This is a genomic window from Parabacteroides sp. AF18-52, assembly GCF_003479145.1.
In the GTDB taxonomy this organism is placed as follows: domain Bacteria; phylum Bacteroidota; class Bacteroidia; order Bacteroidales; family Tannerellaceae; genus Parabacteroides; species Parabacteroides faecis.
The window spans coordinates 315,937-332,294 of record NZ_QUGR01000001.1 but is presented as its reverse complement, the minus strand read 5'-3'; the positions used below and the strand labels follow the sequence as shown (position 1 = coordinate 332,294).

The following is a 16,358-nucleotide window of genomic DNA, read 5'->3' as shown; positions in this document are numbered from 1 at the left end:
ATCTCCGGTTTATTGTTCCAGTAATCCTTCCAGATAACGTTCCGGTGATAAACCGACCTGTTGCATGAATCCGGCAAGGGCACTAAAGTTCAGTTCTTCAGTCTCACTGTCAAGTAAAGTTACTTTGCGGATGACATTCAGGGGCAAAGAGATGGGAACGAAAGGTTGCAATTGCCCGTCCTCGTACCGGTAACCGGCATCGGCAGGATTGCGAAGGACTGTCAACCGCCATTCTTTCTCCGGTGCACATGCCGGATTCTTTACTTCCAGGCAAGCATTACATAAGAGTGAGAAGAAACGCGAATCAGCCGTAAAACCACTGTGCTCTTCATCGAAAAAGAACTTATCGTATTCACGCTCCATCTGTGTAACAAAATTGGCGAGTACCTGCCCTTCATCATATTTACAGCGGATCAGGAACATGTTTTCAAAAAGACAATGTTCAGCCAATTGCTCATAATCGAGTGACAAACGCAGGTATGGCAATCCGGAGTCTTTTACTTTCCCGGGAAGAAAAGTGCCGTCTTCATAAAAAGATAACTTATAAAGATCCATCTCCGGCCCGATCAGCATCCGCCGCTTTTCACGAAAAAAAGGAATGGCTTGTTTACTCTCTTCCTTTGGAATTCCTTTCTGTACTTCATACTCACCTATGGCTTTCCTTAGCAACGACAATCCATATTGATATTCTTCCTTGGCAACGATATATAATAAATTTTCAGCTTGTAAGATAAACGCCGGTTCCCCAGCCGGTTTCATGCAACCTTCGACAAAGGAATGTAGTGATATATAAGTATATAATTCCATTAAATTAATATTTTTTACGGGCAAAGATACACTATAATTCAGAGAATTGCTACCTTTGTTTCAACTATCAATAATTCTAATAACCAATTACAACAAGATGAAACGTCGTGATTTCTTAAAGACCAGTGTAGTAGCTGGTGCCGCTCTTTCAATAGACTTTAAAGGGTTGCAAGCTGCCTTATCAACCAATACGATGGCAGTGGAACAAGCTCCTGAAATGGTAGCCGTTATGGGTGGCGAGCCTGAAGTCATGCTTGACAAAGCATTGGAGACCCTGGGGGGAATCGGAAAGTATATCAAAAAAGGGCAAAAAGTCGTTATCAAACCGAACATCGGATGGGACCGTACACCGGAACTGGCAGGAAATACCAACCCACAACTTATCAAAGCGCTGGTAAAGAAATGCCTGGATGCCGGAGCAGAAAAAGTAACCGTTTTCGACCATACCTGCGATAACTGGCAGAAATGTTATGAAAGCAGTGGTATCGCTGCAGCCGTAAAAGAAGCCGGAGGTATTATCATGCCGGGTAATGACGAAAAGTATTTCAAAGAAGTATCTATCCCCAACGGAGTAAAAGTAAAATCAGCCAAGATACATGAAGCACTGATCGAAGCGGATGCCTGGATCAACGTTCCTATCTTGAAGAATCATGGTGGAGCAAAACTATCCTGTGCCATGAAGAATTATATGGGGATCGTTTGGGACCGCCGGTTCTTCCATCAGAACGACCTGCAGCAATGTATCGCCGATATTTGTACCTGGCAGAAGAAACCGGTACTGAATATCGTAGATGCTTACCGTATGATGCACCAGAACGGGCCGCAGGGTAAAAGCGCTGCCGACGTAGCTACATTGAAATCCATGATCGTCTCTCCGAATATCATTGCGATCGACACGGCCGCTCTGGCTCTGTTCAACCAGGTAAAGAAACTGGATATGGAAGCTGTCGGACACATCGGTAAAGGAGAAGAATTAAAACTGGGAACAACGGATTTAAAGAAAGTCAATATCAAACGTATTAAGATTTAATGAAGCGACCTAATTATTTAAAAGGACTGAGAGTTCTGCTCGCAGTCCTGTTTTTTATACCCATCCTTCTTTTCTTCCTGGACTTTACGAATAAGATGCCGATGGATATACATAAACTGCTGCATGTCCAGTTACTGCCTGCTATTTTGGGCGGTATGTTCGGGATCGTAGCCGTTCTACTTCTGCTGACGTTATTCTTCGGGCGTATCTACTGTTCGGTAATCTGTCCGGCCGGAGTTTTCCAGGATATGATCAATCGCCTGTTCTGTATAGGCAAAAAGAAGAAAAAAGGGATACGACGGTTCAAATATCATAAACCCTTGAACTGGGTACGTTATGTTCTACTGGCGGCAACAGCGATAACGGCTGCACTGGGATTTTCCGGTCTGTGCCTGTTACTCGATCCGTACAGTAACTTTGGACGCATCGCAGCAAATTTGTTCCGCCCTTCCGTCATGTGGGGAAATAACATTTTGGCCGACTGGTTGATGAAAATGGATAACTACTCGTTGTTTCATGTAACGATCAGTACCGTGAGCATGGCAGGTCTGGTGGCCGGCATCGTGGCATTGGTTGTATTTGCCGTGATGGTTATTTTCCGCGGCCGTCTGTTTTGTAACTCGTTATGTCCGGTTGGAGCTTTGCTTAGTCTGGTTTCGCGTTATTCATTCTTCCGCATTTCGTTCGACAAAGAGGCTTGTACTCATTGTGGGAACTGTGAACATACCTGTAAAGCAGAAGCGATCGACGCTAAAAATCTGACGGTCGACACATCGCGTTGCGTGGATTGTTTCAACTGTGTTTCATCCTGCTCCAAAGGCGGATTGCAATACCGTTTCAACCCTCCTTTCAGGAAAGAAGAAAAGAAGATTGCCGAAGCTGCCATGAATATGGAAGCAGAACCGCAACCGGCAGTGAACAGCCGTCGTACTTTTCTGGCAACCGGAGCTACTGTTGCCGCTACCCTCCCGATCGTTTCGGCTATTGCGGAAGGTGTCGAACAAGCCAAAGGTAATGGACATGGGAATGGTCACGGAAAGAGAAAAGGCCGTAAAAAATGGCCGCCCGTTACACCTCCGGGATCACTGAGCCTGGAACGTTTCAAAGACAAATGTACCGGATGCCATATCTGTGTGGTGAAGTGTCCGAGCCAGGTATTGCGTCCGGCCGGATTGGAATATGGTTTCGATTATCTGTTGAAGCCGCGCATGGCCTATCTCAGTAGTTATTGTAATTACGAATGCACGATATGCTCGGAAGTTTGCCCGGCCGGTGCCATTATGCCTATTACGGTGGAAGAAAAGAAATCGTTGCAGGTAGGTATTGCCACTTTCTTTATCAACCGTTGTATTGTGAAGACGGAAGGAACTGACTGCGGTGCCTGCTCCGAACACTGTCCGACACAGGCTGTACACATGGTACCTTACGAAGGAACACTGACGATCCCACAGGTAAATCCCGACTTATGTGTAGGTTGCGGCGGCTGCGAATCGATCTGTCCGGTGCGTCCGATGCGGGCTATTATCGTGAAGTCGAATGTGGTGCATCAAACCATTGTTTTACCGGAAGAGGAAGAAGTCAAAAACGTAGAAGTAGATGACTTCGGATTCTGATAGAATTATATTACCTTTGCGCCCAAAGCAAAGATAAAGAATGAAATTCGAATTACAACACAACGATACTAAGACAAATGCAAGGGCGGGCTTGATTACAACCGATCACGGGGTAATCGAGACGCCCATTTTTATGCCTGTCGGAACACAAGGCACAGTGAAAGGCGTCCACATGACCGAACTGAAAGAGGATATTAAGGCACAGATTATCCTGGGTAACACCTATCATCTATACCTGCGTCCGGGTCTTGAAATCCTGGAGAAAGCCGGGGGATTGCACAAGTTTAATACATGGGATCGCCCTATCCTGACCGACAGCGGAGGTTTTCAGGTATTCTCGCTTTCCGACAACCGCAAATTGCACGAGGAAGGAGCCGAGTTCCGTTCTCATATAGATGGTTCAAAGCATCTTTTCACCCCCGAAAAGGTAATGGATATCCAGCGTATCATCGGTGCCGACATCATTATGGCTTTCGACGAATGTTGTCCGGGAGATGCCGACTATGATTATGCAAAAAAGTCACTGGGTTTGACCGAACGATGGCTGGACCGTTGTTTCGACCGTTTCAATTCCACGGAGCCGAAATATGGTTACAGCCAATGCCTCTTCCCGATCGTACAGGGTTGTGTATATCCAGATCTGCGCCGTCATGCGGCTGAGAACATTGCAAAGAAAGGGGCTGACGGAAATGCTATCGGCGGACTGGCTGTCGGCGAACCTACCGAGAAGATGTACGAAATGATCGAGGTTGTCAATGAAATATTACCCAAAGACAAACCTCGCTACCTGATGGGGGTCGGGACTCCGATTAATCTGCTGGAGGCAATCGAGCGCGGCGTGGATATGTTCGACTGTATCATGCCGACCCGTAACGGACGTAACGGGCAGATCTTCACGCAATACGGTACGATCAACCTGCGCAATAAGAAATGGGAGGACGACTTCTCCCCTGTCGATCCGGATGCCCACTCATACGTAGATACGCTTTACAGCAAAGCATACCTGCATCATCTGATCAAAGTAAACGAACTCCTGGGTCTGCAAATTGCTTCCATCCATAACCTCGCCTTCTATCTGTGGCTGGTGAAGGAAGCACGAAAGCATATCATCGCCGGTGACTTTGCTATCTGGAAAAGCGGTATGGTGCAGCAACTAAATAATCGACTTTAAGAATTGAAGATTGAAAATTGAGAATTTTCATAATCTATTCCAGTTTTCAATTTTCAATTCTCAATTTTCAATTAAAAAGACATTCGTATGAAATTCAAATTAAAACGGATAGACTGGTATATCATCAAGCAGTTTCTCGGAACGTATGTTTTCGCGATCATGCTGATCATCTCTATCTCCGTCGTATTCGATATAAACGAAAAGATCGATAAGTTCCTGAAGCCCGAAGTTCCCCTGCAGGCGATCATTCTGGATTATTATATGAACTTTATCCCCTATTTCGCCAACTTGTTCAGTCCATTGTTCACGTTTATTGCGGTCATCTTCTTTACCTCGAAGCTGGCGGACAATTCGGAGATTATCGCCATGTTGGCAAGCGGAATGAGTTTCCGGCGACTGATGCTGCCTTATGCGATCTCGGCTGCGATCATTGCGATAGCCAGTTTTGTATTGAGTGCTTTCATCATTCCCCCGGCCAATGTGACGCGTATCGATTTTCAGAACAAATATATCAGGAACAAAAAAGTGGAATATGCCCGAAACATACAGATTGAAGTGGAACCGGGTGTGTTTGCTTATTTCGACCGTTATGACGCACGCCCGAACATGGGTTATCGTTTCTCACTCGAACATTTCGAAGGAAAGAAGCTGATCTCCAAGCTGACGGCCAATTCAATCAAATACGACTCGCTATACAAATGGACCGTGATCGATTATATGATCCGTGACTTTGAAGGAATGCGCGAACATATCACCCAAGGCTCCCGTAAAGACACGACGTTGACGATCATTCCGTCCGACTTCCTGATCTCGGTAAACGATTGTGAGACGATGACCTCCCCGCAGCTGGCAACTTATATCGAACGGCAGAAAACGCGTGGTATAGGTAATATCCAGACATTCCAGATCGAATATCATAAGCGTTTCGCTTCCATCATGGCGGCATTTATCCTGACCTCTATCGGGGCTTCCCTCTCCTCACGCAAAATCAAGGGAGGTATGGGTATGAATATCGGTATCGGACTGGCTTTGAGTTTCTCTTACATCCTGTTCACCACGGTTACATCGACCTTTGCGATCAACGGATATGTAAGTGCGATGGTGGCCGCCTGGATCCCGAATATTCTCTATACGTTCATTGCCATTTATCTGTACCGGAAAGCGCCGAGATAATCACTGGTATACCCGCCGCTTATGAGCCATGAAATGTTTGTGGTAGCTGAAAAATAAAAAGGAATGTATCAAAACTAACTTTGATACATTCCTTTTTCACTATATGGATTTTACGAATCGTATATTATTCGAAAACGACTTCCAGCTCATCTATATATAAGGTACTTCCGGGTGCTCCCTGGAAAGCATCACCTTTACTGCTGGAAGAAAAAATGAGAGCCAGCTTATACAATTTGGTTGAATCATACGTTTTGCCATCCAGAAAATTGAATTCGAGGCTGAACGGAGTATATTCCGCTTTCGCCGTACCGTCGGCCAGCTTCGCTACTGCTACACGTTTATCAGAATCGCCGATATCTACGCCTGTCAATGTTTCCTTCTCGTCAGCTACTTCATATAAAACTCCCATTATGCTGCATTCGTCCGTCAATTCCGGATGTTCTATAATATTTGCTTTTTCAGAACCATCTAAAAATAATTCACCAGGAGTATATTTATAATATCCATTAAAGAGCAACGGTTTCTTATCACACATGATACCGAATTTCGTACTGTTCAACTGGTTCGAAAAATCAATTGCAAAACGACCTGTATATAAAGAGCCGGAAGTAATAGCAGGTGCCATAGATATATCCGCTGTATTCTTAGTAACCAGTTTAGCAGCCGTTCCGCTAACAGCGTCATCTGTTGGAACAACCGGAAATTCGCCCGTATAACCAAAAAGCGCTAATAAGCTGGCTCCGGCGGTACTGGTAGCCCATTTATCATCAGGGAATGGCGTTTTGTAGGCAGCCTTACCGGTTCCTTTGTCAACCCATTCGTCTAGTGAATATTTCTGCATTTTGCCAGCTACGGAAACAGTATAAGTCGTGGTCGTAATTCCATCTTCCGAAGTCACAGTGTAAGTGACTGGTTTAGAGAAATCCTGCGCTACACCGCTTGCAGGAGTGATTGTTGCCTTATCGGAAATTTGGATAGTTGGAACCAATGCGGCCAATTCTTCTGCTTTGATGGTGTCTGTTACCATAAATGTAATATTAGTTCCATCAATAACTGGCTGTGAAACGACTTCTTTACTGTCGAAAGTAAATTCTGTGATCTTAGCTTCCGAACTCTGGTCTGTAGCCAGTTTCGTACCCGTGAAATCGACTTTCACCGTGATGGCTGCACCTGGCTGGGACACTTTCACATCGATCACCATATCGATTTTTTCACCGACGATAGTACCGTTCATCACTACATCGCAATCGCCGTCGATAGGCAACAGCTTCAACTTTTGTTCGCCATCGAACTTACAAGCGTCATCACTTTGTTTTTCTACATTACATTTGTCTACGGAAATGTTTCCGAGTGCCATAGCACCGAAGCTGAAGTTTTTCAGTTCCATCTTGATCTGGTTGTCGCCGACTTTGGTCACATACACTTTCTGGGGAAGATTTTCACCGACTTTAGTTCCGTCCAGATCTACATCGAGCGTTCCTTTATATACGCCGTCAAATTCTGTTCCGATAGGTCCTCCCTTATCGTCATCACTACAAGCCGTGAACAAACTTAGCATGCAAAGCATGCTGAATAAACACATTAGTTTTGTTTTCATAAATTTGTCAGTAAACTAATACCTTTTAATTATTAAAATAAAGTTCTTCAAAACAGCACGAAGATAAGGATTATTTTTGGAAATTAAGAAAATCTTAAATATAGAACATTTATTATTAAGAATTAGTGTTGCATAAAAGCAATGAAAATTGTTACTTCGCACTCTATTATAAATGCGATCTGTAGAAACGTATTTATTAACGATATATCACACTTGTATTAATTATTAACTAAATTGTAAGATGAAAAAAAATCTTTTTTACTTATTTGCATTAGTTTGCACTTTGGGATTCTTTAGCTCTTGCGGCGATGACGATGAAGATACCGCCTGGACACAGATCCCCGATTCAACAAAAGAAAACACGAACCTGACAATCAATGGTGAAACTCTTGCCGATGCTACTGCAACATTGGATATCAAGTCGGCCGAAGCAGCTGTCCTGACTTTAAAGAATGCCATTTACGGTCATGAAAGCATCGATGTCAACGTAGCGATGACAAAAAGTACCGATTCTCTTTACGTTTTTGAAGGAACAGCCAACGTAGACGGTGCCATCTCTAAATCAACCGCAGCAGTCGATAAAGGCTTGACCGTTACTGCCAAAGGTACCGTAGCACTGAACGGTAAACTGACAGTAGAGGTAACAACCTCCGGATGGGGAACTCTTTCAGGCGTTTACTCAGGTGATAGCTTGAAGATGACGACTAACGGAACAGAAAACAACCGTTATCCTGTGACTGTAACTGCTACAAGCGAATCGAAAGCAACACTTGTGTTTGATAAAATCCCGAATGTTGCCAACGATTTCACGGTAGAAGTTTCTTTGGCAAAGGATGGCGAAGGCTATAAGCTGGAAGGAACAGCTGATATGAAGGCTGGTTATCATGTCAATGTTAGCGGTACGATTGTTAAAAATGTGCTGACCATAACAGTTACAACAGACGGATATGCAACGATGAGTAAGTCTTATAGTGGATCTGAATTAGTTTGTACTTATAACGAAGTATTAAAAGATTCAGAACTTTGGGCCGGATCAGCGAAATTAGAGCTTAAATCCGAAAGCAAATTAGATATAACACTTTCCAGCATTGTTTCCGGTTTATATACTCAAAGTAATGGAGGTGAAGTAAGTCTTCAGGATGTCGATTATACAGTAAAAGACGGAACATATACATTCTCTGGTTCTGTAAGCCCAGAAGGATTCAAAGCCTCTACAGTTACTGTTGAAGGGTCTGTTTCTCCTGAAAAGGTTCTGACTCTGAACGTTAAACACACCATCAGTTCTGATATCGTTGGTAAATGGAATATGGCAAAAACACCGCAAGGATTGGGAAAAACATTCTTTGATTTCCAAAGCACTTCTAATGTAGTAGAAATTCCGGATGCTTTGTATCAGCTTATTCCTACAGATATGCAGGCTCAAATTCCTGCTAAAATGAATGATGAAGGATTTAAAAATTTAGTAGCCCAACTGTTAGGTCAGTATACTATTTATTTGAAATCAATAGAGTTCAAAGCAAACACTGAAATAGCCATCGTTTATTCAAAAATGGGAGATACTTCTGGTAAAGAACAGACACTTGAAGGTTATATGACTTATTCTATCAACGACAAAGGTAAATTGGTTATTACTCCTAACTTAGAAGTATTAATGAAGATGCTGATGCCTAGCACTACAAATTTAAAATCAACAAAGGCTTATGATCCTTTTGATGCGTCTCAACTTCTTAGTGGAGGTGGCATTCCTTTGAATTTCGATATAAAAAACAATGAATTATGTGTAAAATTAGATAATGGAGTGTTGCAGGGAACAGGTACATTTGTTGAACAATTGTTACCTCTTATTGGAATGTTCCTTCCTGATCCGGCATTAGCTGAAAAGATTAATGCTATTTTTACTCCAGTAAATGCGTTTATTCAGAATACTCCAACTTTAGAGGTAGGTTTATATCTTAACAAATAAGAAGTATTCAAATCCTAAACAAAAGGGTTGCAAATGCTGTAAAAGGGTTTGCAACCCTTTTTATATCATATCTGACTTAACACATCTATTTTCTTTATGAGCAAATTGAATTTATACTCGCACTTTTGATTGAGAAAGCAAATGTGGTCTTCAAGAAAGAGTAATGCATACAAGGAAGAAAGCGAAGGTTGAGTCAGATGACAAGCCGGTTATTCCTCCCGAAGAAGGTGGTGGTAACGACCGATCGGAGTATAGAGTAAATCAGTGATTTTTCCTTCTTGAGAAGAAGCAAGGGGTGTGTTATTGTTCCGTTGTGGAACTGGCTTTAACACACCCCCTGTCGCTACAATCCGGCATGAGGAGTGTCTCCCGTTCCCCGGGGCCGGGCAGATTATTTCTTCATCAGGTTTATTCCTACCATAAAATCTTTATCAGCCATGATCTGAGGAAGAAGTTTTTCTATCTCCCCGATCATTTCCTTTTTATCCGGCATCAAAGTCGGAAGCATCGGTAGCAGCAGAGTCAAATTTGAGTTCATAGAAGTAGCGAGCGCGTTATCGACAAAGATACTGCAAATGCCGTTTTCTATTTTAAAAGCCAACGGAATACCGTTTTTAGCCAGCGCTACCAGACCTTCAAACGGATCATGCGCGATCGATTTACTCTGCAACATGTCAATAATTTTCGTGAGATCCAGCGTAATATAGACCATCTTATCTTTCACATAATATCCGGCAAGTCCTTCGGGCGAAGTCGTTGTTTTGCCATCTTTGTTGTAAGTAGCAACGATATTACCATTCTCAAGGAAAGAAATCTCTTGTAGGGATGCGTTCAGGAATCCTTCTGCTTTCTGGTCGGTATCCTTGCAAAACTCGTAATCGGCTTTTGTTTCTCCGCCAAAAGTAATATTCCCATCAGCAGTTGCCAGGCTCAAAAAGAAACCACCGCCCATCACATTGTAATCGTTATCGTTTATTATACCGTCGCCATTGATATCAGACTCGACATACGGTGCCAACCCCCATTTACCAACCAGCGGAGAATCGACTTTTATATCGAGGCTCAGAGTCAGGACATCTCCTTTTACATTTCCTTTAGCCGAAACGGTACGGCTGCCTTCGATAGTGGCAGAACCTTCCAGGCGGTAGTCCGCAACGACCGCTTCCGATTTGGTCGATTGCGCCATGACCAGGTCGATTTTCACTTCATCGGCACCCGGTATCGCCCCTTTCAGGGTAGCTGTTACCTTGTCGGCAGAAACGGCTTCAAGGGTCACAGACCGGCCGCTTATATCCTGACCGTTGAATGTCAGATTCAATTTGTCAGACACATAAGTTCCGGCAATCTCCTGTTCCGGAGAAGGAGGCGGCATTCCGCCTTCATCTTTCCCGCAGGATGAAAAATTCAATGCAAGAAGCATTGCAAAGAAATAAAACAGACTCTTTTTCATTTTACTCTCTTATTTATAAAACACTTATTAAAAAACGGCTGAAAGTTAAGTGTTTCAACCGAACCAGGCAATTAAAACATGAAATAAAAAGGGAGCTTCTTTTTACAGAAACTCCCTCTTCACAGGTATAGTTTTATAGAAAATTACTTCTCCAGCAGATTCAACGTTACGCTGATATCTTCCGTCTTTTCCAAAATCTCGGGCAGGTTGGTAAACAGTTCCTGTACAACCGGCAGCAATACAGGCTTAATCTCATTGGGAATAATCTCCGACAATTTGGGGAGCAAGAGCTCCTGTATCTTTTCGTTTGCCAGCACAGGCAACAACTGCATCAACAGTTCTTTGTTTGCCGTGATCCGGAGATTGCCGCCGGTGACACTATAGTCCAAAGGTATTCCTTTCGAAAGATATTGGGCTAGATACTTGATCAGGGACAAATCAAATCCGGGCATTTCCGCTTTCGACCTGTTGGCTTCCACTGTTGCCAGGATTTGAGCGATATTCAACTGCACATACATCACATTGTCCTTTACATAATACTGCGCCAGGTTAAGCGGTGACGATGACCATTCGGATGAACCTTTTTTCTTATAGCTGGCAACGATATTCCCATCGCCTCCGAAAACAACCATTTGAAGCACGCTTTGCAGCAACGGTCTGACCAAAACGTCCAATTCAGGAGCAACAACCGAGATCGGCAGTTTACCTTTGCCCAAAGCAGACAAATCGATCATATAATCAGACTTCCAGACAATATTCAACGGTTTGGCAGGCTGGAGATTCCAGTTGCCAACCAGGTCGTTGTGCGGCATTCTTATATCATCGACTGTCATGGTCAGTTTATCTTTCTCAACGCTACCTGAATACTTAAATTCGCGTCCGTTAGACGAATCGGTGCCCTCAAACGTATATTTCTCACCCGACAGTGTCAACGGGACATTCGACAAGGTGGTATATATTTCACCCGGAATAACGCCCGGTGCTACCTCGAGAAAGGGTGCGCTAGATTTCGAGAACAATCCCAGCAACTCGACCAGATAATCAGCCGATCCTCTCATCGTGATCGTAGCCGTTTTTCCGTTTTGTGTGTCAAAGATGATTTCTTTGCCTAACAAAGCAAGATTTCCATTTTTCAAGTCCAATTTATCACCGGAATAAGTGGTGTTTACGTCCAACCCGTTCGGGTCTTTCGAATCGTCATCGTCACAAGCTGTAAAAAAGCTCAACGCACACAACATGGTAAACAAATACAAAAAACTTTTCTTCATAACTCTCTTTTTTATAAACAAACGTCTCTAACTAAGAATAAAATAGTTTATTCAAACGCCACGAAGATAGGCATTATTTCATTAAGCGGATTTAAAAATTAAAGGCTTAACATTACGTCGGCCAAATCTTTAGCATTTATAACCAAAGAAAATCCGTAGCTCTTGAGGAGATACGGATTTTCCGAATGTAAATGTATATCTATTATTACCAGGTCACAGTTTCATATGTGATCCGTCGCAAAACGGTTGGTTCTTTGAATGACCGCAACGGCAAATCGCCGTTCTTTCCATGATCATTTCTTTTCCATCGGGTGTGATCAGTTTTACCGGGCCTTTCACCAACAACGGACCTTTATCCATTGCTTTCAGTTCTACTAAAGGTTGTTCTTTGTTTTCCATAACTTCTAATTCTATTGGTTTTTATTTATATTATGTAAGCTTTATATAAGAACAACGACAAATTTACATTTGTTTAGTAAAAACAGTAAATAGCACTTATTCTACCACTAACATTTTATCATTGACGGCGACTTTATCGCCACCGGTAATATAAACCTCCTTCACTACCCCGTCTATCGGGCTGCGTATCTCGTTTTCCATTTTCATGGCGACCAATACACAAAGCGGAGTTCCCGCCGTCACTTCATCGCCGGGTTTCACATTCACTTTCAGGATCACGCCCGGCATCTGAGCAGTGATCACCTGACGGCCGACAGCCACCGACTGGATACGCGACAGGCGCATCTTCTTCAGTTCGTCGATTACCTGTACCTGGAAATAATCGCCTTTATTCTTTACTTCGTACACATCGTCGGATATATTGAATATCTGGACACCGTGCGATTTATGATTGAGGATGATGGAATAGATGCTATCCCCTCCCACATTATAATCTACATTATATATCTTGCCGTTTACGGAGACTTTCTTTACCGGGCCGTCTTCCAGTATTTCCACCTTGAATTCGGTGTCGGGCATATCATTCACTGTTGCAAAATAGGTTGCTAATGCTTTTGACATAATCAGATCCTCCTTTTAATAGTTATTGGCAGTCATCTGCAGTTTACCGTAATATTTCCATAAAGACTCGCCTACCAACGGGACTGTTGTCATACGGGCAGAGGCCTCCTTCTCCTGTTCGAAATGCTTGATGGCCGCGGCAATCACGGCAACCAGCGGATCGTTGTTCTGACGACGTTTCAGATCTTCCTTATCGAATTTGGTATCGATGAAAGTCGTATCGTAATTTCCTTTCAGGAACGTCTCGTTGTGCAAGACACGCTGATGGAACGGGATCGTCGTTTTAATTCCCAGAATCTTATATTCCCGTAAGGCACGTGCCATATTGGAGATGGCTGATTCGCGGTTACGCCCCCAGGTACACAGCTTAGCGATCATCGGGTCGTAATGCAAAGAAACTTCAAATCCGGCATACGCGGCACTGTCCAGACGTACATTACGTCCTTCGGGCGCTTCACGAACCTTGATGACACCCGGCGAAGGCATAAAGTTATTCTCCGGGTCTTCCGCATAGATACGGCATTCGATGGCCGCCCCTCTGAACTCTACATCTTCCTGTTTGTATGGCAACGGATTACCGGCAGCCACCAGGATCATATCACGTACCAGATCGACACCTGTAACCTCTTCCGTCACCGGATGTTCCACCTGCAGACGGGTATTCATTTCCAGGAAATAGAAGTTCTGGTCTTTATCCATCATAAATTCCAACGTTCCGGCACTGTAATAACCGATCTTCTTACAGGCTTCCACCGCCACAGCCAGCATCTTTTTGCGTGTCTCTTCCTTCACAAAAGGTGACGGCGATTCCTCGATCACTTTCTGGTTACGGCGCTGGATAGAGCATTCACGTTCATAGAGATGGATCACATTCCCATATTTATCACCCAAAACCTGTACTTCGATATGATGCGGATTCTCTATATATTTTTCAATGAAAATAGCATCATTCCCGAATGAATTTCCGGCTTCGGAGCGCGACAGACGGAAAGCTTCTTCCAGTCCTTCTTCATCACGGACCAGACGCATGCCTTTACCACCTCCGCCGGCCAATGCTTTCAGCATGATCGGATAACCGACCTCTTTAGCGACCTTGCGGACTTCGGCTATATTGTTAACCGGCTCTTCTGTTCCGGGAACGACAGGTACACCGGCTGCTTTCATGATCTTGCGGGCCTCGGTCTTAATCCCCATTTTAGCAATAACATCGGCACTCGGACCAATAAATATGACACCTTCTTCTTCACATCTGCGGGCAAAATCTGCATTTTCAGATAGAAAACCGTATCCCGGATGGATAGCGGCACCGGTTTTCCGGGCGATTGCCAGGATCAGATCGGGTTTCAGATAAGAAGTGTCTGTTTCATCTTCCGAGATACAGTAGGCTTCTTCGGCATATCGTACATGCAAGGCACCCCGGTCTACATGTGTATAGATCGCAACGGTCGGTATATTCATTACGCGGCAGGTACGAAAGATTCGCATCGCAATTTCGCCGCGATTGGCTACTAATACTTTCTTTATCATAATCGTTCGCGTATTAAAGTGGTAAATTGGAATGTTTCTTCGGCGGATTGGATTGCCGTTTATTAGCTAGCAGTTCGAAGCTGCGGATCAGGCGGGCACGTGTTCCCGACGGTTCGATGATCTCGTCCACATAGCCCAGTTCGGCTGCCCGGTAGGGATTAGCGAATTTCTCACGGTAATCATCCTGCAATTCCTTGCGTTTCTTCTCTACGTCCTCGGCCTTTTTCAGTTCTTTACGGAAAAGGATATTCACGGCACCGTCCGGTCCCATCACAGCGATCTCGGCAGTCGGATAAGCGAAATTGATATCACCGCGGATATGCTTGGAGCTCATCACATCATAGGCTCCGCCGTATGCCTTACGGGTAATGACTGTTACTTTCGGCACCGTCGCTTCACAATAGGCATAAAGCAATTTTGCCCCGTGGCGGATAATACCTTCATATTCCTGGTTAACGCCCGGAAGGAATCCCGGCACATCCACCAATGTCAGCAACGGAATATTGAAAGCATCGCAGAAGCGCACGAAACGGGCCGCCTTCACGGAAGCATTTATATCCAGCGTCCCTGCCAGAGCGGCCGGTTGATTGGCTACAACACCGATCGTTTTTCCATTCAACCGGATATAGCCGATAACGATGTTCTTGGCATATTCTTCCTGTACTTCAAAGAAATTATGATCGTCGGCAACCGATTCGATCAGTTCTTTCATATCGTAAGGCTGATTCGGATTGGTCGGAATCAGATTATTCAATTGTTCATCAATCCGGTTCGCGCTGTCGGTTGTCGGGATGAACGGAGGTTCTTCCATATTATTACTTGGAAGGAATGACATAAGTTCGCGTATCTTCAGAATACAATCCATGTCGTTATCCCCTGTGAAATGAGCTACTCCGGAACGACTGCTGTGCACTTCCGAGCCGCCTAAATCCTGCATTGTCACCTCTTCCTGCGTCACACTCTTTACCACTTCCGGCCCCGTAATAAACATATAGCTGGAATCTTTCACCATAAAGATGAAATCGGTCAGAGCCGGTGAATAGACTGCACCTCCGGCACACGGCCCCATGATCGCACTGATCTGTGGAATAACCCCCGATGCCAGCGAGTTACGTAAAAAGATTTCTGCATAACCTGCCAGCGAGCGTACACCCTCCTGAATACGTGCTCCGCCTGAATCGTTCAGACCGATCACTGGTGCACCCAGTTGCATCGCCATATCCATAATCTTACAGATCTTCCGTGCGTATGTCTCGGAAAGAGCACCACCGAATACCGTAAAATCCTGGGCAAATACAAATACCGTACGTTTACCTATCAAACCGTAACCTGTCACTACCCCATCGCCCAACGGACGCTGTTTCTCCAGTCCGAATTCTGTACAACGATGGGTTACAAATTTGTCGACTTCCACAAAACTTCCTTTTTCAAGAAGTAATTCGATTCTTTCACGGGCAGTCAGTTTACCCGCTGCGTGTTGTTTTGCGATACGGTCTTCGCCGCCTCCCAGCTCTGCCTGATGGTTCAGAGCTGCCAATTGTTCAATTTTTTCTTTCATGGCGATTGTCGGTTTTTATTGATGAACTTTATTTTATTACTACTGGTGATATATACAAAAGTAAGAGTAACAACTATCTTAAACTGTATTATATATTACACAGCAAATATTCCATGATCTTAACGCCTTTACAAGATAAACATTTGAAAGTATGAAACTGTTACGGAAACCAATCGAATTT

General features: G+C 44.0%; 13 protein-coding genes. 5 read left to right on the top strand and 8 right to left on the bottom strand.

What is annotated here, in order from left to right; all coding sequences use genetic code 11:
• Positions 1–9 precede the first annotated feature (9 nt).
• On the bottom strand, positions 10–807 hold the full coding sequence (locus DWX23_RS01315) for a hypothetical protein (RefSeq protein WP_122373118.1): 798 nt from the start codon (positions 805–807) through the stop codon (positions 10–12).
• 79 nt (positions 808–886) lie between these two features.
• Between DWX23_RS01315 and DWX23_RS01310 the strand changes: the two genes are divergently transcribed.
• The 4 genes from DWX23_RS01310 (at position 887) to DWX23_RS01295 (ending at position 5,794) form a co-directional block, all read left to right on the top strand.
• On the top strand, positions 887–1,837 hold the full coding sequence (locus tag DWX23_RS01310; RefSeq protein WP_255419624.1) for a DUF362 domain-containing protein: 951 nt from the start codon (positions 887–889) through the stop codon (positions 1,835–1,837).
• Positions 1,837–3,450, top strand: a complete 1,614-nt coding sequence (locus DWX23_RS01305) for a 4Fe-4S binding protein (RefSeq protein WP_122373117.1) — start codon at positions 1,837–1,839, stop codon at positions 3,448–3,450. Before DWX23_RS01310 ends, DWX23_RS01305 begins: the two co-directional genes overlap by 1 nt.
• Positions 3,451–3,490: 40 nt before the next feature.
• Positions 3,491–4,621: a tRNA guanosine(34) transglycosylase Tgt gene (gene tgt, locus DWX23_RS01300; protein ID WP_122356691.1), complete on the top strand. Its 1,131-nt coding sequence runs from the start codon at positions 3,491–3,493 to the stop codon at positions 4,619–4,621.
• Positions 4,622–4,708: 87 nt separating this feature from the next.
• On the top strand, positions 4,709–5,794 hold the full coding sequence (locus DWX23_RS01295) for an LptF/LptG family permease (RefSeq protein WP_122356693.1): 1,086 nt from the start codon (positions 4,709–4,711) through the stop codon (positions 5,792–5,794).
• Positions 5,795–5,918: 124 nt separating this feature from the next.
• Here DWX23_RS01295 and DWX23_RS01290 read toward each other — a convergent pair whose 3' ends face one another.
• Positions 5,919–7,391, bottom strand: a complete 1,473-nt coding sequence (locus DWX23_RS01290; RefSeq protein WP_233587457.1) for a PCMD domain-containing protein — start codon at positions 7,389–7,391, stop codon at positions 5,919–5,921.
• 241 nt (positions 7,392–7,632) lie between these two features.
• Here DWX23_RS01290 and DWX23_RS01285 point away from each other — a divergent pair, with 241 nt between their 5' ends.
• Complete coding sequence (locus tag DWX23_RS01285) at positions 7,633–9,354, top strand: hypothetical protein (protein ID WP_147382508.1); 1,722 nt, start codon at positions 7,633–7,635, stop codon at positions 9,352–9,354.
• Positions 9,355–9,745: 391 nt separating this feature from the next.
• On the opposite strand, the gene DWX23_RS01280 is transcribed toward DWX23_RS01285, so the two are convergent.
• From DWX23_RS01280 to DWX23_RS01255, 6 genes are all read right to left on the bottom strand, one after another.
• The gene (locus DWX23_RS01280; protein ID WP_122373114.1) at positions 9,746–10,804 is read right to left on the bottom strand and encodes a DUF4925 domain-containing protein; all 1,059 of its coding nucleotides are present in this window, start codon (positions 10,802–10,804) and stop codon (positions 9,746–9,748) included.
• Positions 10,805–10,947: 143 nt separating this feature from the next.
• The gene (locus tag DWX23_RS01275) at positions 10,948–12,072 is read right to left on the bottom strand and encodes a DUF4925 domain-containing protein (RefSeq protein ID WP_122373113.1); all 1,125 of its coding nucleotides are present in this window, start codon (positions 12,070–12,072) and stop codon (positions 10,948–10,950) included.
• Between the two features lie 213 nt (positions 12,073–12,285).
• Positions 12,286–12,471 (bottom strand): CDGSH iron-sulfur domain-containing protein, encoded by a 186-nt coding sequence (locus DWX23_RS01270; RefSeq protein WP_122356703.1) that lies wholly within the window; start codon positions 12,469–12,471, stop codon positions 12,286–12,288.
• Between the two features lie 96 nt (positions 12,472–12,567).
• A complete protein-coding gene (locus DWX23_RS01265) occupies positions 12,568–13,092 on the bottom strand; it encodes an acetyl-CoA carboxylase biotin carboxyl carrier protein subunit (protein ID WP_122373112.1) in 525 nt (174 codons plus the stop codon).
• Between the two features lie 15 nt (positions 13,093–13,107).
• Positions 13,108–14,619, bottom strand: coding sequence for an acetyl-CoA carboxylase biotin carboxylase subunit (gene accC, locus DWX23_RS01260; RefSeq protein WP_122373111.1), 1,512 nt, complete (start codon positions 14,617–14,619; stop codon positions 13,108–13,110).
• A gap of 13 nt (positions 14,620–14,632) precedes the next feature.
• Positions 14,633–16,177: an acyl-CoA carboxylase subunit beta gene (locus tag DWX23_RS01255; protein ID WP_122356708.1), complete on the bottom strand. Its 1,545-nt coding sequence runs from the start codon at positions 16,175–16,177 to the stop codon at positions 14,633–14,635.
• Positions 16,178–16,358 lie beyond the last annotated feature (181 nt).